A 20,022-nucleotide genomic window follows, 5' to 3' on the forward strand; every position below is an offset into this window, starting at 1 on the left:
GCGCGACGAACTCCCCCGGGCGGGCGCCGCCCCCCCCGGGGGGGGGGTCCCCCCCCCCCCCCCCCCCGGCGGGGGGGCGGGGGCCCCGGGGCCCCCCCGCCTCCAGTCCGAAGCGACGACCGTTACGCGAGCTGCGAGGCGGACGTCAGCGGCACGATCACCCGGTGCGCTTCGCGCAGGACGTCGAGCGTCTGCTGGACCTCGTCCGCACGCTCCTCGGGCGTCCAGCCGAGCGACCCGGCGAGCACGTCGGCCAGCTCGTCGAGCAGGTCGATCGTGACGCCGCCCACGAACGCGAGGTTCGTGCGGCGCAGCACCACGTCGACCAGGTGCACGGCCTGCTCGTGCTCCGCGAAGTACGCGACCTCGGCGCGGGTCAGCGCCGGGTCCGACTCGAGGGGCTCGACCGGTCCGTCGACCAGGACGTCGACGACCTCGGCGGCACGGGTGCCGTAGCGCTCGAGCAGACCCTCAACGACGGATGCGTCGAGACCGTCGCGGTGCGACTTGATCCACAGGGCGCGCTGGGCGTCCGTGGTCGGGAAGTCCTTGCCGCCGCCGATCGCCATGCCGGTCGTGTCGACCGTCCGGGTGATGCCGAGCTTCGTCGTGACGTCGGTGGAGAGGTGCGCGGCGAGGGCACGGAACGTGGTCCACTTGCCGCCGACGAGCGACAGCACCGTGGTCCGCGGCAGCCCGGCGATCGGGGTGTCCACGATCCGGTAGTCACGCGAGACGAAGCCGGGGGCGGTGTCCTCGTGACGGGGGAGCGGGCGGATGCCGGAGTAGCTGTAGACGATGTGGTCGCGGGTGAGCGCGATCTGCGGGAAGACGTGCTCCACCAGGCCGAAGAAGTAGTCGATCTCCTCGTCGGTGGTGGTGACGGGCTTCGCCGGGTCGGCGTCGATGTCCGTCGTGCCGATGAGCACCCGGCCCTTGAGCGGGTAGATGAGCACGATGCGGCCGTCGTTGTTCTCGAAGAACAGCTCGCGGCCCTTCGTCGCCTCGAGCAGCTCGGGGTTGTCGACGACGATGTGGGAGCCCTTCGTGCCGCCCATGAACTTCGTCTCGCCGCCGAACGCCTGGTTCGTGAGGTCGGTCCAGGGGCCGGACGCGTTCACGACGACGTCCGCCGTGAAGACGAACTCCTCGCCGGTCTCACGGTCGCGGAGCAGGACGCCACCGTCGCGGGTCCCGGCGGCCTCGACGTAGTTCACCGCACGGGCGGTCGACGCCGAGCCCTCGCCCGTCCCCGCGGCGAGGCCGTCCTTGAGCACGTCGAGCGCCAGGCGCTCCGGCTCGTGCACCGAGGCGTCGTAGTAGGTACCCGTGTACTTGAGGTCCTTGTTGAGCGCCGGCATGTCCGCGAGTGCGGCCTTCTTCGTGAGGAAGCGGTGCTTCGGGACCGAACCGCCGTCGCGCGAGAAGGAGTCGTAGATCGTCATGCCGATCTTGATGAGCGCGGCACCGCGCTCCTTCGTCGAGCGCTGCTTGTGCGTGAGCATCCGCAGCGGAGCGTTCATGATGCCCGAGAACGTCGAGAAGATCGGCATCGTGGTCTGCAGCGGCTTGACGTAGTGCGGGGCGATGCGGATGAGGCCGTTGCGCTCCTGCACGCTCTCGCGGACGAGGCGGAACTCGCCGTTCTCGAGGTACCGGATGCCGCCGTGGATCATGTGGCTCGACGCGGCGGACGCGCCCGAGGCGTAGTCGCCGCGCTCGACGAGGGCCACGTCGACCCCCTGCAGGGCGAGGTCGCGGAAGGTGGCGATGCCGTTGATGCCGCCACCGACCACGAGGACCTGTGCGTTCGGGCGCTCCGTGAGCGCGTTCACCGTGTTCCGGGGCTGCGTCTTCTTCGACATTGCTGCGTCGCTTCCTTCGTGGGTTCCGTGGTGGTTCGACATCGATCGTGCGCCTCCGTGAGAAGGCGGGCAACTCGCGTGCACGAACGTGCAGCACACGTGTCCGGACGGGCCGATCGAGGGTCGGGAGGCACGACAGGGGTTGCAGAGGCTGTGCACGTCCGTGCATGCTCGGTTCCCATGAGTGACGCAGCGCAGCCCATGCGCACGCAGCAGGCGCTGCGCGCCGCGCATCTGTACTACCTGCAGGACCTGACGATGGACGCGATCGCCGACGAGCTCGGCACCTCGCGGTCGTCGGTCTCCCGCCTGCTGAAGTACGCGCGGGACACCGGACTCGTCGACATCCAGATCCGCTCGCCCCTCGACCAGGCCGCGGCGCTCAGCCGGAGCATCCGATCGCGCTTCGGGGTGCACGCACACGTCGTGCCGGTGCCGGACCACACGAGCGATGTCGACCGACTCGAACGCGTCGCGCTGTCCGCTGCGCGCATCCTGACGCAGTACGTCGAGTCGAACATGGTGATCGGGATCTCGTGGGGCTCGACCGTCAGCGCGGTGAGCCGCTACCTCGTGCCGAAGACCACGCACGGCTCCACGGTGGTGCAGATCAACGGCGCCGCGAACACCCGGACGACGGGCATCGTCTACGCGTCCGAGATCCTGCGGCGGTTCGGCGAGGCGTACGGCGCGTTCGTGCAGCAGTTCCCGGTCCCGGCGTTCTTCGACGACCCGGCCACGAAGCAGGCGCTCTTCCGGGAGCGTTCGATCCGCCGGGTGCTCGACCTGCACGAGCGCATGGACCTCGTCGTCTTCGGTGTCGGAGCGCCCCAGGCCCCGGTGCCCTCGCACGTGTACTCCGGCGGGTACCTCGACCCGTCCGACCGCGACGAGCTGACCAAGGCCCAGGTCGTCGGCGACGTCTCGACGGTGTTCTACCGCGCGGACGGCTCGTGGAAGGACATCGGGGTGAACGCCCGAGCCGGGGCTCCGGACCTCGACACGATCAAGCGTGCGCCGCGCCGGGTGTGCGTCGTGGCCGGACGCTCGAAGGCCGCGTCGCTGAAGGGCGCCCTCGCCGCCGGGTTGATCACCGACCTCATCCTCGACGAGAGCGTCGGGCAGGCGATCCTGCAGCCCTGACCCCGGGTGCGCGGTCCCGATTGTCGGTGGTGCCCCGTAGGTTCTCGACCATGGTTGCCACGATGGACACCCGCCACTCCGGTGGCGCCTGCAGCGTCGGGGACACGCGGTACTCGCGGCGGATCGCGGGCACCGACGTCGACCAGGCGCTCGCCTTCTTCACCGGGGACTACGACTTCCGCTCGCCCGCGGTCCGGCGGACCCACCGCGACACCCGCTGGGACTTCGCCGGCGTGGGCGACGAGCTGTTGTCGCTCCGGTCCTCGCGCTTCCTGGTCGACCTGCGGAGCGACAGCCGTGTCGACGACGCGTTCCTGGTCGCCTGGATGCGCAGCGGGTCGAGCACGATCACGTACGGCGGGAGCTCCCACGAACTCGAACCGGGCGTGCCGGTCGTGCTGCCCTTCGCCGACACGTACGAGCTGCACCACCGCGACATCGGCCTCAACCTCGTGCACCTCGACGCGGGGTTCCTCCGCTCGGTTGTCGGCGAGGACGACTTCGCGTTCGAAGCGCTCCGCCGCCCGACCGCCGACGGCATGCGGGCGTGGCAGTCGGTCGTGCGGGCGTACTCGACGACCTGGCTGGACGTCGGGCACGAGCTCACCGCGGTCGCCCGGCGGGACATCGCCGAGGCGTTCGCCACCGCGGCGGTCGCGGCCTTCCCCGAGCGGAGCCGCTGGCGCACGACGGTCACCGGCAGCGGGCCCGAGCACGAGCGGGTCCGCCGTGCGCTCGAGTACGTCCACGAGCATGCGCGCGACGCGATCGGGACGCCGGAGATCGCCGCGGCGGCGGGGCTCAGCCCGCGCGGTCTGCAGCAGTCCCTCCGCCGGCACCTCGACCAGACGCCGGGCGACCTGCTCCGCGGCGTTCGGCTCGACGGTGCCCGTGCCGACCTGCTGCGCGGCGACCGTGACGACACCTCGGTCGCCGACATCGCCCGGGCGTGGGGCTTCGGGCACCTCGGGCGCTTCTCGGCCACGTACCGGGCACGGTTCGGGGAACTGCCGAGCGAGTCCCTCCGCGCTCGGTAGCGTGGCGGGATGGACACCGTCGTCACCGCCCTCCGTTCCGCCCTCGCCGACCCGGACGGTGTGGTCGTCCGGACGGAGCGCGGAGTGCTCGACGCGGCACGGACGGACAAGTCCGGCTGGATCGCCCCGGGTGGGCCCGTCGCCGTGGTCGAGGCCCGGACGGTCGAGCACGTGCAGGCGACCCTCCGGACGTGCTCCGGGCTCGGCGTCCCGGTCGTCCCGCGTGGCGCCGGCACCGGGCTCGCGGGCGGGGCGAACGGCACCCAGGGCACCGTCGTCCTGAGCGTGGCGCGTATGGACCGCATCGTCTCGGTCTCGACGGAGGACGAGTACGCGGTGGTGGAGCCCGGCGTGCTGAACGGCGACCTGAACGCGGCCGTCGCCGAACACGGCCTGCGGTTCGCGCCCGACCCGGCGAGTGCGGCCATCGCGAGCGTCGGCGGGAACATCGCCACGAACGCCGGCGGCCTGCGGTGCGTGAAGTACGGCGTCACGAGAGAGGCAGTGCTCGGCCTCGACGTCGTCCTCGCGGACGGGCGGCTCGTCGCCACCGGGCACCGCACCGTCAAGGGCGTCACCGGCCTCGACCTCACGGCGCTGCTCGTCGGGTCGGAGGGCACGCTCGGGGTGATCGTCGGCGCGACCGTCCGGCTCGTGCCGATCCCGGCGGGGGAGCCGGCCACCCTCGGCGCCGTCTACCCGACCGTCGAGGCCGCCGCCCGCGCCGCAGCGTCCGTCGTCGCCGGGGCGGAGCGTCCGTCGACGGTCGAACTGCTCGACGCCGCCGCGCTCGAGGGGATCGCGGCCCACCTCGGGCCGCAGGTGATCGCCGAGACGGTGGGGAGCACCGCGGCGGGCGGGGTGTTCCTCCTCGTGGAGTACGACGGGCCGGGTGCGACGGAGGCGGCGCTGGGAGCCGTGCCGCGCCTCCAGGCCGAGGGCGGGACCGTGCACCTGGCCGGGTCGGCGGCGGAACGCGACCGCCTGCTGACGATCCGTCGGTCGTTCCACCCGGCCATGGAGGCGCGTGGCCGGGTCCTCATCGAGGACGTCGCGGTGCCGCGCAGTCGGCTCGCCGAGATGTTCGCGCGCGTCGAGGCCATCGGGCAGCAGTACGGCATCGCGATCCCCACCGTCGCGCACGCCGGGGACGGCAACCTGCACCCGAACTTCGTGTTCGAGGGCGACGAGGTGCCGCAGCACGTGTGGGACGCGGCCGACGCGATGTTCCGGGCGGCGATCGAGCTCGGCGGGACGCTGACGGGGGAGCACGGCGTGGGGGTGCTCAAGCGGCGGTGGATCGGCGACGAGCTCGGCGACGACGTGCTCGAGCTGCAGCGGGGGATCCGACGGGTGTTCGACCCCGCGGGGATCCTCAACCCGGGCAAGGTGTTCTGACGCCGAATCTCGGCACACGGAACCGGGCCACATTGCTCAGATGTTCGGCCGAAACAGTCCTGTAACGAACCTCGGCGCATCGTGGGTGTCGAACGCGCACCGCCCACGAAGGAGTCAGTGATGCTGATCGGCGTCCCCACCGAAGTCAAGAACAACGAGTTCCGCGTCGCCGCGACACCCGCCGGTGTCGCCGAGCTGGCGCTGCACGGACACGAGGTGCTCGTGCAGTCTGGAGCCGGTGACGGGTCGTCCTTCCCGGACGCCGAGTACGCCGCGGCCGGGGCCACCATCGTCCCGACGGCCGCCGAGGTCTGGGCGCGCGCCGAGATGATCCTGAAGGTCAAGGAGCCGGTCGCCGCCGAGTACGCCTCGATCCGACCAGGGCAGGTCCTGTTCACGTACCTGCACCTCGCCGCGGACCGGCCGCTGACCGATGCGCTCGTCGAGTCCGGGGCGACGGCCATCGCGTACGAGACCGTGCAGCTGCCGGACCGGTCGCTGCCCCTGCTGTCGCCGATGTCCGAGATCGCCGGGCGGTTGTCGGCGCAGGTCGGCGCGAACCACCTGATGCGGGCGAACGGCGGGCGCGGGCTCCTGCTCGGCGGCGTGCCCGGCACCCCGAAGGGCCGCGTCGTCGTGATCGGCGGCGGGGTCGCGGGCGAGCACGCGGCGACGATGGCGCTCGGCCTCGGCGCCGAGGTCACCGTGTTCGACATCAGCCTGCCGCGCCTGCGGGCGCTGGACGCCCGGTTCGACGGACGCGTCACGACGCTGCGGTCCTCGGCGCACGCGATCGCCTCGGCCCTGCGCGAGGCCGACCTCGTCATCGGGTCGGTGCTCATCCCCGGGGCCTCGGCGCCGAAGCTCGTGACCGACGCCATGGTGGCGGACATGCAGCCCGGGTCGGTGCTCGTCGACATCGCGATCGACCAGGGCGGGTGCTTCGAGGGATCGCACCCGACCACGCACGACGACCCGACGTTCGCCGTGCACGACACCGTCTTCTACTGCGTGGCGAACATGCCGGGAGCGGTGCCGCGCACCTCGACGATCTCGCTGACGAACGCGACGCTGCCCTACGCCGTGGCGATCGCGAACCAGGGGTGGGAGGCGGCGACCGCTGCCGACCCGGCCCTGGCGCTCGGGGTGAACGTGCACGCGGGGCAGGTCGTGAACGCCGCCGTGGCGGCGGCGCACGGCCTGGCGGCCGCGGCGCGCTGAGCGCGGGGGCGCGGCTGCGCCGCGCACTTTCGCGCTGAGCGACAGTTCATGCGGTCCGCGGGCCGTGAACTGTCGCTCAGCGCGAAACGTCGGGACGGGCCGCCAGCGCTCCGCGCCGCCGCTCAGGCGGCCGCGACGCGCGCCGGCGCAGCCGCGCCGCGCCACCCCGCGCGAGCCCGCACCACGAGCGTCACGACGACCGCCGCAGCCGCGGCCACCACCGCCGCGACGGCGGTCGGCGTCGACACGAGCGGCCCGTCGAGCCGAGCGACCGCGACCCACGCCAACCCCCACGCGAGCGACGCCGTCGGCGCCAGGCGCCCCCGGCCCCACACCGCGAGGAGCACCCCGACGAGCCCGGCCACGAGCGCGATCACCACGCCCCAGACGTCCAGCGACAGCCCCAAGCCCCGGAAGCCCGCGGCCGTCAGCACCGCGGCCGTGTTCGCCGCCGTCGCGACGCACACCCACCCCAGGTAGAGCCCGAACGTGCCGTCGGTGACGATCGCCTCGACGATCCCGGAGGACCCCGACCGCCGCAGCAGCACGAACGTCCACACCAGCACGGCGAGCAGCGCGACGATGATCGGCTCGCTCAGCCACAGGAACCCGAACTGCACGCTCAGGATCCACGCCGCGTTGAGCAGGAGCGAGAGCACCGCCGGCACCGTCAGCCGCGCGTGCCGGTCGTCGTCGGCGGTGCGGAAGCACTGGCGGATCGCGTAGGCGAGCAGCCCGACGTAGATGACGCTCCAGATCGAGAACGCCGGCCCGTCCGGCGCTATCGCCGTCGACGAGGCCGACAGTGCTCCGCCGGCAGCGTCCTGGATCGGCGTCCCGCCGGCGGCTCCCGAGCCGACGAACGCGCCGACCACCGCGACGACCGCGCTCACCGCGACTGCGATCCGCTTCCAGATCCTCTTCATGTCAGCCCCTTTCGTCAGCATGCTGATGACCTGCACCGTAGGCGCGTGGCCGGGCCCGGCGCGCAGCGCACGTCCAGCAGACGGGGGACGGGCCGGACTGGAGGCGCGGTGCGGGCCCGACCCGCGCCTCCTGGCCCGCACGTCGGTCGCGTCCGACCCCCGCACGCTCGCCCTGCGTACGGTGGTGACGTGTCTGTCGAACTGAACACCGTCTACGTCGACCGGATCGCCCCGATCCCGAGTCCCTCGCTCGACGACACCTTCCGCATGCTCGAGGACCAGGGAGCGAGCGCGTGCATCGTGCTCCACCAGCCCGACGCCGAGGAGCTCGGCGACGTCGCGGTCGCCCTCGGCCTGCACGAACTCGCGGTCGAGGACTCCGCCGAGGGGCACCAGCGCCCGAAGCTCGAGCGCTACGGCTCGACGCTCTTCGTCGTCCTCAAGCCCGCGCTGTACAACGACCAGCAGGAGGAGGTCGCGTTCGGCGAGGTGCACGCCTTCGTCGGGGAGGACTTCTTCCTCGTGGTCGTGAAGGCCGACCCCCGTGGCAAGCAGACCGTCCCGCGGGCACTCCAGCGGATGAGCGGCAAGCCGGGACTCGTGACGGTGGGCCCGCAGGCGCAGCTCTGGGCGCTGATGGACTCGATCGTCGACGGGTACGTGCCGGTGATCGACGGCCTCGAGGAGGACATCAACCAGATCGAGGACCAGCTCTTCGCGGGCGAGGCCGGGGTCTCCCGTCGCATCTACGAGCTGTTCGGCGAGGTCGTGGACTTCCAGCGCGCCGCCCGACCGCTCATCCACATCATCGAGAACCTGCACCGCGGGGCGGAGAAGTACCACCTCCCGGTGGAGATGCAGCGCCGGTTCCGCGACGTGCTCGACCACGCGATCCGCACGGTGGAGCGACTGGACACGTTCCGGCAGCTGCTGCAGAACGCGCTGACGGTCGACTCGACCCTCGCGGCGCAGAAGCAGAACGACGACACGAAGAAGATCTCGGGCTGGGCGGCGATCCTCTTCGCCCCGACGCTCATCGCGGCGATCTACGGCATGAACTTCACGCACATGCCCGAGCTCTCCTGGACGTGGGGGTACCCGCTGGCGATCGTCGCGATGGTGGCGTTCGCCGCGGTCCTGTGGGTGGTGTTCAAGGTCAAGCGCTGGTTCTGACCCGGATCCGTGTGCATCCGAACACGCCGTGCGCGCGTCGACTTGCTGGGAGCGCTCCCAGAGCGGGAGACTCGTCGAGCCGTCATCGTCGCCGACTGGAGCACTCATGCCGCACGACCTCGTCCACCTGACCGCCGGGGGCGTCTCCCTCGTCCTCGACTGCCGCGACCGTGCCCTGCCCGCCGTGGTGCACTGGGGCGCGGCGCTCGGTCCGCTCGACGGCGCGGAGCTGGCCGCCCTGGCCGAGGCGGACGTGGCACCGGTCGCGCCGAACGAGGCGGACGTGCCGGTCCGGCTGGCGATCCTGCCCGAGCCGCACCGGGGGTGGACCGGGCGACCGGGGCTGTCCGGGCACCGGGACGGGCGCGACTGGTCCCCGGCGTTCACGGTCACCGAGCTCGAGGTGACCGGCGCCGCCGACACCGCCGGCGCCGCCGACATCGCGGGCGCCCGCACCGACACCGCCGGCGCCGCCGACATCGCGGGCGCCCGCACCGGCACCGCCGGCGCCCCCGACGCCGCGGGCCCCCGCGCCGGCACCGCCGGCGCCGCCGACACCGCGGGCACCCCCGTCCCCGTCCCCGCCACCGTCACCGCCCACGCCGCGGACGCCACCGCCGGCCTCGCCCTCCGCCTCACCGTCGAGATGCTCCCCTCCGGCCTCGTCCGCACCCGCGCCGCCGTCACCAACACGGCCGCCGGCACCTACACCGTCGACGACCTCACCCTGGCCCTCCCGGTCCCGTCGCACGCCCGCGAGGTCCTCGACTTCGCCGGCCGCTGGGGCAAGGAACGCACCCCGCAGCGCCGCGAGCTCGTCGTCGGCACCCACGAGCGCGAGGGCCGGAAGGGCCGGACGGGCGCCGATGCCGCCACGGTCCTGAGCGTCGGCGTCCCCGGGTTCGGCTTCGCCCACGGCGAGGTCTGGGGCGTGCACACGGCGTGGAGCGGCAACCACCGGCACCTCGCGGAACGCCTCGCCACCGGCCGCCAGGTCGTCGGGGGCGGCGAACTCCTGCTCCCCGGCGAGGTGCGCCTCAGCACCGGGGACAGCTACGAGGGGCCGTGGGTGTACGCCGCGTACGGGGACGGCCTCGACGACCAGGCCCGCCGCTTCCACCGGTGGCTCCGCAGCCGCCCGCAGCACCCGAGGACGCCCCGCCCGGTGACGCTCAACGTCTGGGAGGCGGTCTACTTCGACCACGACCTCGCCCGGCTGACCGACCTCGCCGAGCGCGCCGCACGGCTCGGGGTCGAGCGGTACGTGCTCGACGACGGGTGGTTCCGGCACCGTCGCGACGACCACGCGGGCCTCGGCGACTGGTACGTGGACGAGGAAGTCTGGCCGGACGGCCTCGGTCCTATCGTCGACCGGGTGCGGGCGCTCGGCATGCAGTTCGGGCTGTGGTTCGAGCCCGAGATGGTCAACGAGGACAGCGACCTCGCTCGAGCCCACCCGGAGTGGATCCTGCAGGCGGACGGTCGCCTGCCGGTGCGGTCCCGGGACCAGCAGGTGCTGAACCTCGCGATCCCCGGGGCGTTCGCGTACCTGCTCGAGCGGATGACCGCGGTCATCGGCGAGTACGGCGTCGACTACGTCAAGTGGGACCACAACCGCGACCTCGTCGAGGCGGGCCACCCCGGCGGCGGCGCAGCGGTCCACGAGCAGACGCTGGCGGCGTACCGGCTCATGGCGACGCTGAAGGAGCGGTTCCCGGCGCTCGAGATCGAGTCGTGCTCGTCGGGTGGTGCCCGCGTCGACCTCGGCGTGATCGAGCACACCGACCGCGTCTGGGTGTCGGACGACATCGATCCGCTCGAGCGGCAGCAGATGCACCGGTGGACGCAGCAGCTCCTGCCCCCGGAGCTGCTCGGCTCCCACGTCGCGAGCGGCCGGAACCACACGACCGGCCGGGTGCATGACCTGGCGTTCCGTGCCGGGACCGCGATCGTCGGGCACTTCGGCATCGAGTGGGACCTCACGCAGGCGACGGACGCCGAGGAGACGGCGCTCGCCGAGTGGATCGCGCTCCACAAGGAGTGGCGGGGGCTGCTGCACGGCGGCGACCTCGTGCGCGTCGACGAGGTCGACGAGACCCGGCTCGTGTCCGGCACGGTCGCCGCCGACAAGCTGCAGGCGCTGTTCTTCTTCGTCAGCACCGGCCGGTCCGAGGTGTCGGGAACCGGCCGCGTCACCTTCCGCGACCTCGACCCGGACACCGCGTACCGGGTCGACCCGGTCGTGGTCGGCGACGGGCACGGCATCGTGCCGCCGTCGTGGTGGTCGGGAGACCGGGTGTTCCGCGGGCGCGCGCTCGAGACGGTCGGCCTGCAGCCGCCGCTCGTGCCGGCCGACTGCGTGGTGCCGTACCGGCTCACGGCCGTCTGACGGCAGCGGGTCCGGCCACCGCCCAGGAGGCGCGGCTCGGCCCGGCAGCGTCCGCCCGGTCGCGGGGGCGGTGCCGACGTGCCGCTAGGCTTCCGGTCATGCCGCACCCTGGACACGCGACACGTGCGACCCCGGTCTGGGCACTCAAGCTCGCGGTCGTCACCGGACTGGTGGGGGTGGCAGGCGGCATCGCCGGCATCTCGGTGTGGCTCGCGCTGCAGCTCATCCAGTTCGTCGCGTTCGGGTACCCGTTCGGCGGCCAACTCGAGGCCGCAGACGCACCGAGTGCCCTGAACCGCTTCCTCGCCCTCGTCGCCGCCGGCCTCCTGACCGGCGTCGCCTGGTGGGCGCTCCGACGCTGGGGCCGGCCGGTCGTCTCCGTGCCCGCGGCCGTCGGCGGGAAGCGGATGCCCGCCCTCGCGACGGTGGCGAACGCGGGCGTGCAGATCCTGGCCGTGGGGCTCGGCGCCTCGATCGGCAAAGAAGTGGCGCCGCGCGAGATCGGAGCGTGGCTGTCCCAGCTCGTGACCGCACGGGCCGGACTGACCGCCCGCGAGACGAAGATCCTCGTCGCCTGCGGAGCCGCCGCCGGCCTCGCCGCGGTCTACGACGTCCCGCTCGGGGGCGCCCTGTTCGCGGTCGAGGTGCTGCTCGGCGAGCTCACCTTCGCGACCGCGCTGCCGGCCTTCGCGACGAGCGCGGTCGCGGCGTTCGTGGCACGCCTGGTGATCCCGGACGAGGTGCTCTACCACGTGCCGGCGATGCACCTCTCGCCGTCGCTGCTCGTCTGGGCGGTGATCGTCGGGCCCGTCCTCGGGTTCGCGGGCGTCGGCTTCGTGAAGCTCACGAACCGGCTGCAGGGCCTCGCGCCGAAGGGGTGGCGGCTCATCGTCGTGCTGCCGGTCGTCTTCGCCATGGTCGGACTCATCGCCGTGCCCTTCCCCGAGATCCTCGGCAACGGGCGGGCGCTCGGCGTCCTCGCGATGAACGCCTCGCTCGAGGACGGCTCCGTCGCCGGGCTCTCGCCGATCCTGTTCCTGCTCGCGCTCGGGGTCATCCGCACGATCACGACCTCGGCCACGATCGGTGCGGGGGCCGTCGGCGGCACGCTCACCCCGTCGATCGCGATCGGCTCCGCGGTCGGCGGCGGACTCGGTGGCCTCTGGCTGCTGCTCTGGCCGACCGACGGGCCGAGCCTCACGGCGTTCGCGTTCATCGGCGCCGCGGCCTTCCTCGCGACGACGATGCGGGCGCCCTTCACGGCCCTCGTGCTCGTCGTCGAGTTCACCCAGCAGGGGACCGACATCCTCATCCCCTCGCTCCTGGCGGTGTCCGGGTCGGTCGCCGTCGGCTACGTGCTCGCCCGCCGACGCAGCGCGCAGATGGTGTGAACACTTCGTCACGATCCGGCACACCCGACGGGCCACGGGCCTACGATCGGCCGCACGACGGGGCACCGGGCTCCGTACCGGCGACGAGGAGCAACCGATGGCGGGGTTCGACGACATCACGAAGAAGGCCCAGGACTTCCTGCAGGACAACAAGGTCCAGGACGCCCTGAAGAGCGAGAAGGCCGAGGACATCAGCGACAAGGTGCTCGGCGGTGTCGCCGACGCGGTCAAGAAGGCCACGGGTGGCAAGTACGACGACAAGATCGACGGCGCCCGTGACGCGGCGGACAAGCAGATCGGCAACGAGTGACGCGGTTCCCGCGCACCGTACGGACGGCCCCGGACCACGTGTCCGGGGCCGTTCGCCGTCAGCGGTACCCGTCCGACTGGACTCCGGGCCGCGAGCAGACCACCATTGTGTGGTGACTGTCGTGGCGCCCAACCAACCGCTCACCGAGTCCGAGGTCGAGGCGATCAAACGGGACTTCCCGATCCTCCAGCAGGAGGTGAACGGGTTCCCCCTCGCCTACCTCGACTCCGGGGCCACCGCCGAACGACCCCGCCAGGTGCTCGACGCCGAACGACGTTTCCTCGAGCACGACAACGCCGCCGTGCACCGCGGCGCGCACACCCTCGCCGCGCTGAGCACCGACGCGTACGAGGACGCCCGGGCCACCGTCGCCGGGTTCGTCGGGGCGGCGTCACCGTCCGAGGTCGTGTGGACCGCGAACGCCACCGACGCCCTCAACCTCGTGGCGTACGGCATCGCGAACGCCAGCCGCGGCCGTGGGGGACCGGACGCCGAGCGCTTCCGCATCGGACCCGGCGACGAGGTCCTCGTCACCGAGGCCGAGCACCACGCCAACCTCGTCCCGTGGCAGGAGCTCGCCGCGCTGACCGGTGCGACGCTCCGCTGGGTCCCCGTCGCGGACGACGGCACCTGGACGGCCGAGGACGCCGTCGCCCTGGTCTCCGACCGCACGAAGGTCGTCGCCTTCGCCCACGTCTCGAACGTCACCGGCATGGTCGCCCCGGTGTCGGCCGTCGTCGCAGCCGCCCACGCGCACGGTGCCCTCGTCGTCCTCGACGCCTGCCAGTCCGCACCGCACCGGCCGCTCGACGTGCAGGCGCTCGGCGTCGACTTCGCGGCGTTCTCCGGGCACAAGATGCTCGGGCCGAACGGCATCGGCGTGCTCTGGGGCCGCCACGAGCTGCTCGACGCCCTGCCCCCGTTCCGGACCGGCGGATCGATGATCACCACGGTGACGATGGAGCACACCGACTTCATGCCGGCACCCGAGCGGTTCGAGGCCGGCACCCAGCCCGTGTCGCAGGCCGTGGCGCTCGCCGAGGCGGTCCGCTACCTGCAGGGCATCGGCATGGAGCGGGTCCGTGCGCACGAGGAGCACCTGGCCGAGCGCATGCTCACCGGACTCGCCGCGATCCCGGGCATCCACGTCGTCGGTCCGCCCGCCGGGGTGCCGCGGTCCGGTCTCGTGTCGTTCGACGTCGACGGCGTGCACGCCCACGACGTCTCGCAGTACCTCGACGCGCAGGGCATCGCGGTGCGCTCCGGCCACCACTGCGCCCAACCACTGCACCGTCGGCTCGGCCTCGTCGCCACCAGCCGTGCGAGCACGTACGTCTACACGACCGAGCAGGACGTCGACCGGTTCCTCACGGCCGTCGGCGAGGTCCGCGGCTACTTCGGAGCGATCGCATGAGCGCCCTCGACTCCCTCTACCAGCAGGTCATCCTCGACCACGCGAAGGCCCGGCACGGCGACGGCGAGCTGCCCGACGCCGACGCCGAGCACTTCGAGCGCAACCCCACCTGCGGCGACGAGATCACCGTGCGCGTGCGCCTCGAGCCCGGCACCGACCGCATCGCCGGTCTCGCGTGGCAGGGCGACGGCTGCTCGATCTCGATGGCGTCGGCGTCGGTCCTCACGGACATGGCGGTCGGTCGCACGGTGCCCGAGCTGCTCGCGCTCACCGAGGAGTTCCGCACGATGATGCGGTCCCGCGGTGCCGGCGAGCCCGACGAGGACGTGCTCGAGGACCTCGTCGCGTTCCACGGCGTCTCGAAGTTCGTCATGCGGGTCAAGTGCGGGATGCTCGCGTGGGTCGCGGCCGAGGCCGCCGCGCGCGAGGCGACCACGCGCTCATGACGCGACCGGTCTGCGGTCCCGGAGGCGCGGGGCGGGCCCGCACCGTCCCTCCAGGCCCGCAGTCCCACGTCACGGTTCGTCACCTTCCGCCGTCCGCCCCGGGACGGCACGTACCGTCACGCCCGTGAGCACGAGCAGCGAGCACCGTCAGATCCGCTTCAACGCCTTCGACATGAACTGCGTGGCGCACCAGTCCTCCGGGCTCTGGCGGCACCCGCGGGACCGGTCCCGGCACTACAACGACCTGTCGTACTGGACCGACCTCGCGCAGCTGCTCGAGCGGGGCAACTTCGACGGGATCTTCATCGCCGACGTGCTCGGGACGTACGACGTCTACGGCGACTCGAACGAGGCCGCGCTCCGCACCGGGTCGCAGGTCCCCGTGAACGACCCGATCCTGCTGGTGTCCGCGATGGCGTCGGTGACCGAGCACCTCGGCTTCGGGATCACGGCGGGGACCGCGTACGAGCACCCGTACCCGTTCGCCCGGCGCATCTCGACGCTCGACCACCTCACGAAGGGCCGCATCGGCTGGAACGTCGTGACCGGGTACCTGCCGAGTGCCGCGCGGAACATGGGGCAGACCGACCAGCTCTCGCACGACGACCGGTACGACGTCGCCGACGAGTACCTCGAGGTCCTCTACAAGCTGTGGGAGGGCTCGTGGGAGGACGACGCCGTGGTCGAGGACCGCGAGACCGGCGTCTTCACCGACCCCGCGAAGGTCCACCCGATCGAGCACCACGGCACGCACTTCGACGTCCCGGGCATCCACCTGTCCGAGCCGTCGGTCCAGCGGTCGCCCGTGATCTACCAGGCCGGGGCCTCGCCGCGCGGCATCCGGTTCGCGGCCGAGAACGCCGAGGCGGTGTTCGTGGGCGCACCGACCGTCGAGCAGCTCGCGTCGACCGTCCGGAAGGTCCGTGACGCCCTGGAGGCTGCTGGTCGCGACCGGTACGCCGCCCGCGTCTACACGCTGCTCACCGTCATCACCGACGCCACCGACGAGCTCGCCCAGGCCAAGTACGAGGACTACCTGTCCTACGCCTCCGAGCTCGGCGCGCTCGTGCTCAACTCCGGCTGGATGGGCGTCGACCTGTCGCAGTGGGACCTCGACGAGCCGCTCGGCGACGTCGAGTCGAACGCGATCCAGTCCGCAGCGGCGAACATCGCGGCGGCCACCGGGTCCGACGGGTCGAAGTGGACGATCCGGGACCTCGCCCGGCACACGGCGATCGGCGGCCTCGGCCCGGTCGCGGTCGGCGGCGGGGCGACCATCGCCGACCGGCTCGTCGAGATCCAGGAGCAGACGGACGTCGACGGGTTCAACCTCGCCTACGCGGTGACCCCGGGGACGTGGGAGGACGTCATCGAGTTCGTCGTGCCGGAGCTCCGTGCTCGCGGCGTCTACCCCGAGGGCTACGAGCCCGGATCGCTGCGGCACAAGCTGCACGGCCGCGGTGACCGGCTGCCGGCGGAGCACCGCGGGGCGTCGTTCCGGGTGGGGCAGTCCGCAGCCGTACGCTGAACGGGTGATCGGGTCGTCGTTCGTCGTGCGTGCCGCCGTCGAGGACGAGGCCACCGCGTGCGTCGACCTGTGGACGCGCGCCGTCGCCACCCGTGACGGTGTGCCCGAGTCGGACGCGGTGCGGGAACGCGCCCGGTCGAAGTTCGCGGTGCCCCGCGTCGCGCTCGTCGTGGCGTCGACGGAGCCGGACCGTGGTGCGGCCGCGGCGATCGCCGGGTTCGCGCTCGTCACCGCTCCGGGGACGGGGCGTCCGGGGGACCCGGAGGACGCGGCCTACCTCTCGCTCCTCGCCGTCGACCCGCGGGCCCAGGGGCACGGACTCGGACGGTCCCTGCTGCTGGGAGCCGTCGCCGAGGCCGGAGCCGCGGGCCACCGCCGAGCCCTGCTGCACGCGCTGGACGACAACGCGCCGGCGCTCCGGCTGTACCGCAGCGCGGGGTTCCGTCCCGTGGGCGACCCCTTCGCGCACGCACTGAGCGGTCGGCCGACCCGGGTCTGGGTCACCGACGGCGTCGACGACTGAGCCGTCAGGACGGTTGGGGCTCCGGCTCCGGCTGCGGTGCGGGGAGCGCGTCCGCCGCGCTCGGCCACGGCGCCCACTTCGCCCGCGGTGCGACGAGCAGGTACGGCTGCGGCGTCGGGTAGCTGACGAGTTCGAGCGTCGAGCCCCACGGGGTCCGGGTGTACACGAACCGGTTCCCCTCGCCGACCTCGAGGCCGCGGAGGTCCCGAGGGTCCGAGTTGCGGGTGCCCCCGGCTGCCTCGATGCGGGCGAGCGTGCCGTCGAGGTCGTCCGTGTACATCGCGAGGTGCTGCCACCCGAGGTCCGCGGGGTGCACGGGACGGTGCTGGTCCGGTCCGTGGTACTCGAACAGCTCGAGCCCCGGTCCGTCCGGCAGTGCGAGCATCCGCATCGCGCCCTGTGCCATCGTCGACGGGATCCCCAGGTAGCGGTGCGCCTCGGCCGTCGCGTTCGGCTCCTCGGTGCGGCAGCGCATGTCGTACAGCACGACGGCGTCGAACGCCGCCTCGAAGAACGCCGTGGCGGCATCGATGTCCGGCACCGTGACGCCCACGTGGTCGATCCTGATTCCCGCGCTCATGGGCCGATCCTGACACCCGGGCGTCCGCACGTTCCGCCCGGGTGCCGAGGGTGCGGTGCCGATGCGGCTTCCCGCACGCCGCAGACCGGTGAGGTGAGGCTGCCCTCACCGGAAAACCCCTGATCAGGGTATCCTCACCATGCTGGCGCCGACCCGCGCCGAGTGGCATCCTGACTCGCATGTCGACCGCTGCGGACCTCGTCCTGCCCTCCACGGACCACGACGCCACGAGCGCCGCCCGGCTCAACTGGCTGCGCGCCGGCCTGCTCGGGGCCAACGACGGCATCGTCTCGGTCGCGGCGGTGCTCGTCGGCGTCGCGGGAGCCGGCGCGGGGACCGGTCCGGTCATCGCGGCGGGCACCGCGGCCCTCGTCGGCGGTGCGGTGTCGATGGCCCTCGGCGAGTACGTGTCCGTCAGCGGTGCCCGTGACGCCCAGCGCACCGGCCAGGCCGCCCACCAGGCCGAGCTCGAGGCGGAGTCGGAGGACGTCGGCACGATCGCCGCCCACTACCGGAGCCTCGGCGTCGACCCGGCCGTCGCGAGCGCCGTCGCCGACGAGCTCGTCCGACCCGAGGTGCGCCGTCGACGGGCAGCGGTCGCGCTCCGCGATGCCGAGGACGAGGTGGTGAGCCCGTGGCGTGCCGCCTGGGTGTCGGCGGCGACCTTCACGACCGGTGCCGCGCTGCCGTTCCTCGCGATGCTCCTCAGTCCCGAGCCTGCCCGCGTGGCGGTGACGGTCGTCGCGGTGCTCGTCGCGCTCGCCGCCACCGGGACGACCGGTGCCACGCTCGGTGGTGCGCCGCGCACGCGGGCGACGATCCGTGTCGTGACCGGGGGAGCGCTGGCCCTGGCCGCGACGTACGCGGCCGGGGCGGTCCTCGGAGCGCACGCGCTCTGAGTGCGCGGACGGCGATCGGTGTCGGTGTCCGTGTCGGAACGATCGTTCCAGGACGGGCGTCACGACACACGACCGTTACACGGGGGTAACGGGCCGGGCGCAGTGTCTCCGTAGCGTCGTGGCAGAGGCGGGCACCGCTCGCCCTTCCCACTCCTTCGGAGGACGCCATGGCAACAGAGATCCAGCCCCCGGTCGCCGCGCCCCACGCCCCCCGCACGACGGCAGCACCCGCCGGTGCCGGCGTCGTCCGCCCCGGGTACGACCCGGCGCTCACCAACGAGGACCTCGCTCCGCTCCGCAAGCAGACCTGGACGAGCTACAACATCTTCGCGTTCTGGATGTCGGACGTGCACTCGGTCGGCGGCTACGTCACCGCCGGGTCGCTCTTCGCCCTGGGCATCGCCAGCTGGCAGGTGCTCATCGCCCTGGTGGTCGGCATCCTCATCGTGCAGGTGTTCGCGAACCTCGTCGCCAAGCCGTCCCAGCGCACCGGGGTGCCGTACCCGGTGATCAACCGCGCGGTGTTCGGCGTGCTCGGGGCGAACGTCCCCGCCATCATCCGTGGGCTCATCGCGATGGCCTGGTACGGCGTGCAGACCTTCCTCGCCGCCCAGTCGCTCAACATCGTCTTCCTCAAGTTCATCCCGGCCTCGGCGGGACTCCTCGAGCACTCGTTCCTCGGGCTCTCCGCGCTCGGCTGGATCTCGTACGCCATCCTCTGGGTCGCACAGGGCGCCCTCTTCTGGATGGGCATGGACGCGATCCGACGGTTCATCGACTGGGCCGGCCCGGCGGTGTACGTCATCATGATCGCCCTCGCCATCTACCTCGTCAGCCGTGCCGGCATCGGGAACATCTCGTTCACGCTGTCCGCCGGTGCGCCGCTGTCGTTCGGCGCGAGCATCCCGGTGATGCTGTCGGCGATCGCCCTCGTGGTGAGCTACTTCTCCGGCCCGATGCTGAACTTCGGCGACTTCTCCCGCTACGCGAAGTCGTTCGACGCGGTGAAGCGCGGCAACCTCTGGGGCCTGCCGATCAACTTCCTGTTCTTCTCGGTGCTCACCGTCCTCTGCGCCAGTGCCACGGTGCCGGTGTTCGGCAAGCTCATCACCGACCCGATCGAGACCGTGCAGGCGATCGGGGCGCCCTTCGCGATCCTCCTCGGCGGGTTGACCTTCGTCACCGCGACCGTCGGCATCAACATCGTCGCGAACTTCATCAGCCCCGCGTTCGACTTCTCGAACGTGGCCCCGCGCAAGATCAGCTGGCGGGCGGGCGGCATGATCGCGGCCGTCGGGTCCGTCCTCCTCACCCCGTGGAACTGGTACGGCAACGACCAGGCGATCCTGTACACGCTGGGGGTCCTCGGCGCCCTGATCGGCCCGCTGTTCGGGATCCTCATCGCCGGCTACTACATCGTCGCGAAGCAGCGCATCGCCGTCGACGACATGTACACGAAGGACCCCGCGGCCCGGTACTGGTACGTCAAGGGCTTCAACCCGAACGCGATCTGGACGCTCGTCGTCACCGGTGCGGTGTCGGTCGCCAGCGCGGTCCTGCCGTCGGCGCTCGGCGTCGTCCCGTGGCTGTCGAACTACAGCTGGTTCATCGGGTGCGCCCTCGGCCTCGTCGTCTTCGTCGGGATGGAGCGCCTCCGTCCGAGCATGCCCGTGCTGGCCGCCGACGACCCGTCCGTCGACGACGGCGCCGCGGTCGGCCGGGCCTGACCGACCGAGCCGTCCCACCCGCACCACCCGCACCACCCGCACCACCGGAAGG

Annotated in this window: 17 protein-coding genes; 14 read left to right on the top strand and 3 right to left on the bottom strand. The window is 72.5% G+C overall.

The genetic code is table 11. The features are described from left to right. Positions 1-122 precede the first annotated feature (122 nt). On the bottom strand, positions 123-1,865 hold the full coding sequence (locus ACIPKM_RS01910; protein WP_071294593.1) for a glycerol-3-phosphate dehydrogenase/oxidase: 1,743 nt from the start codon (positions 1,863-1,865) through the stop codon (positions 123-125). Between the two features lie 180 nt (positions 1,866-2,045). Between ACIPKM_RS01910 and ACIPKM_RS01915 the strand changes: the two genes are divergently transcribed. From ACIPKM_RS01915 to ald, 4 genes are all read left to right on the top strand, one after another. Beyond that, entirely contained in the window at positions 2,046-3,008 is a 963-nt protein-coding gene (locus ACIPKM_RS01915; protein ID WP_022905765.1) for a sugar-binding transcriptional regulator, read from the top strand. Between the two features lie 50 nt (positions 3,009-3,058). Continuing rightward, entirely contained in the window at positions 3,059-4,045 is a 987-nt protein-coding gene (locus ACIPKM_RS01920) for a helix-turn-helix domain-containing protein (RefSeq protein ID WP_402736057.1), read from the top strand. A gap of 9 nt (positions 4,046-4,054) precedes the next feature. Then, a complete protein-coding gene (locus ACIPKM_RS01925) occupies positions 4,055-5,443 on the top strand; it encodes an FAD-binding oxidoreductase (protein WP_402736058.1) in 1,389 nt (462 codons plus the stop codon). 120 nt (positions 5,444-5,563) lie between these two features. Further along, entirely contained in the window at positions 5,564-6,664 is a 1,101-nt protein-coding gene (gene ald / locus ACIPKM_RS01930) for an alanine dehydrogenase (protein ID WP_402736059.1), read from the top strand. A gap of 122 nt (positions 6,665-6,786) precedes the next feature. On the opposite strand, the gene ACIPKM_RS01935 is transcribed toward ald, so the two are convergent. Then, positions 6,787-7,590, bottom strand: coding sequence for a tryptophan-rich sensory protein (locus tag ACIPKM_RS01935; protein ID WP_402736060.1), 804 nt, complete (start codon positions 7,588-7,590; stop codon positions 6,787-6,789). Positions 7,591-7,779: 189 nt separating this feature from the next. Here ACIPKM_RS01935 and ACIPKM_RS01940 point away from each other — a divergent pair, with 189 nt between their 5' ends. The 8 genes from ACIPKM_RS01940 to ACIPKM_RS01975 all read left to right on the top strand — a co-directional run bounded on the left by ACIPKM_RS01940 (position 7,780) and on the right by ACIPKM_RS01975 (position 16,764). Then, entirely contained in the window at positions 7,780-8,763 is a 984-nt protein-coding gene (locus ACIPKM_RS01940) for a magnesium and cobalt transport protein CorA (protein WP_070418265.1), read from the top strand. Positions 8,764-8,869: 106 nt separating this feature from the next. Beyond that, positions 8,870-11,152: an alpha-galactosidase gene (locus tag ACIPKM_RS01945; protein ID WP_402736061.1), complete on the top strand. Its 2,283-nt coding sequence runs from the start codon at positions 8,870-8,872 to the stop codon at positions 11,150-11,152. 98 nt (positions 11,153-11,250) lie between these two features. Further along, complete coding sequence (locus ACIPKM_RS01950) at positions 11,251-12,543, top strand: chloride channel protein (RefSeq protein WP_402736062.1); 1,293 nt, start codon at positions 11,251-11,253, stop codon at positions 12,541-12,543. Positions 12,544-12,640: 97 nt separating this feature from the next. Continuing rightward, positions 12,641-12,853 (top strand): antitoxin, encoded by a 213-nt coding sequence (locus tag ACIPKM_RS01955; protein ID WP_070418268.1) that lies wholly within the window; start codon positions 12,641-12,643, stop codon positions 12,851-12,853. Positions 12,854-12,974: 121 nt separating this feature from the next. After that, on the top strand, positions 12,975-14,267 hold the full coding sequence (locus tag ACIPKM_RS01960; protein WP_402736174.1) for a SufS family cysteine desulfurase: 1,293 nt from the start codon (positions 12,975-12,977) through the stop codon (positions 14,265-14,267). Further along, positions 14,264-14,713 carry a Fe-S cluster assembly sulfur transfer protein SufU gene (sufU, locus tag ACIPKM_RS01965; RefSeq protein ID WP_092386206.1) on the top strand — a complete coding sequence of 150 codons (450 nt, stop codon included), beginning with the start codon at positions 14,264-14,266 and terminating at the stop codon, positions 14,711-14,713. The genes ACIPKM_RS01960 and sufU overlap by 4 nt, the downstream gene beginning before the upstream one ends. A gap of 124 nt (positions 14,714-14,837) precedes the next feature. Next, on the top strand, positions 14,838-16,241 hold the full coding sequence (locus tag ACIPKM_RS01970; RefSeq protein ID WP_071294584.1) for an LLM class flavin-dependent oxidoreductase: 1,404 nt from the start codon (positions 14,838-14,840) through the stop codon (positions 16,239-16,241). Positions 16,242-16,245: 4 nt separating this feature from the next. Then, the gene (locus tag ACIPKM_RS01975) at positions 16,246-16,764 is read left to right on the top strand and encodes a GNAT family N-acetyltransferase (RefSeq protein WP_402736063.1); all 519 of its coding nucleotides are present in this window, start codon (positions 16,246-16,248) and stop codon (positions 16,762-16,764) included. Between the two features lie 4 nt (positions 16,765-16,768). On the opposite strand, the gene ACIPKM_RS01980 is transcribed toward ACIPKM_RS01975, so the two are convergent. After that, positions 16,769-17,344 carry a VOC family protein gene (locus ACIPKM_RS01980; protein ID WP_092386210.1) on the bottom strand — a complete coding sequence of 192 codons (576 nt, stop codon included), beginning with the start codon at positions 17,342-17,344 and terminating at the stop codon, positions 16,769-16,771. A gap of 179 nt (positions 17,345-17,523) precedes the next feature. On the opposite strand from ACIPKM_RS01980, the gene ACIPKM_RS01985 reads away from it, so the two are divergent. Beyond that, complete coding sequence (locus ACIPKM_RS01985; RefSeq protein ID WP_402736064.1) at positions 17,524-18,243, top strand: VIT1/CCC1 transporter family protein; 720 nt, start codon at positions 17,524-17,526, stop codon at positions 18,241-18,243. Between the two features lie 167 nt (positions 18,244-18,410). Further along, complete coding sequence (locus ACIPKM_RS01990) at positions 18,411-19,970, top strand: NCS1 family nucleobase:cation symporter-1 (RefSeq protein ID WP_070418275.1); 1,560 nt, start codon at positions 18,411-18,413, stop codon at positions 19,968-19,970. The last annotated feature ends 52 nt before the right edge of the window (positions 19,971-20,022 follow it).

Source organism: Curtobacterium sp. NPDC086286, from assembly GCF_044746255.1.
Taxonomy (GTDB): domain Bacteria; phylum Actinomycetota; class Actinomycetes; order Actinomycetales; family Microbacteriaceae; genus Curtobacterium.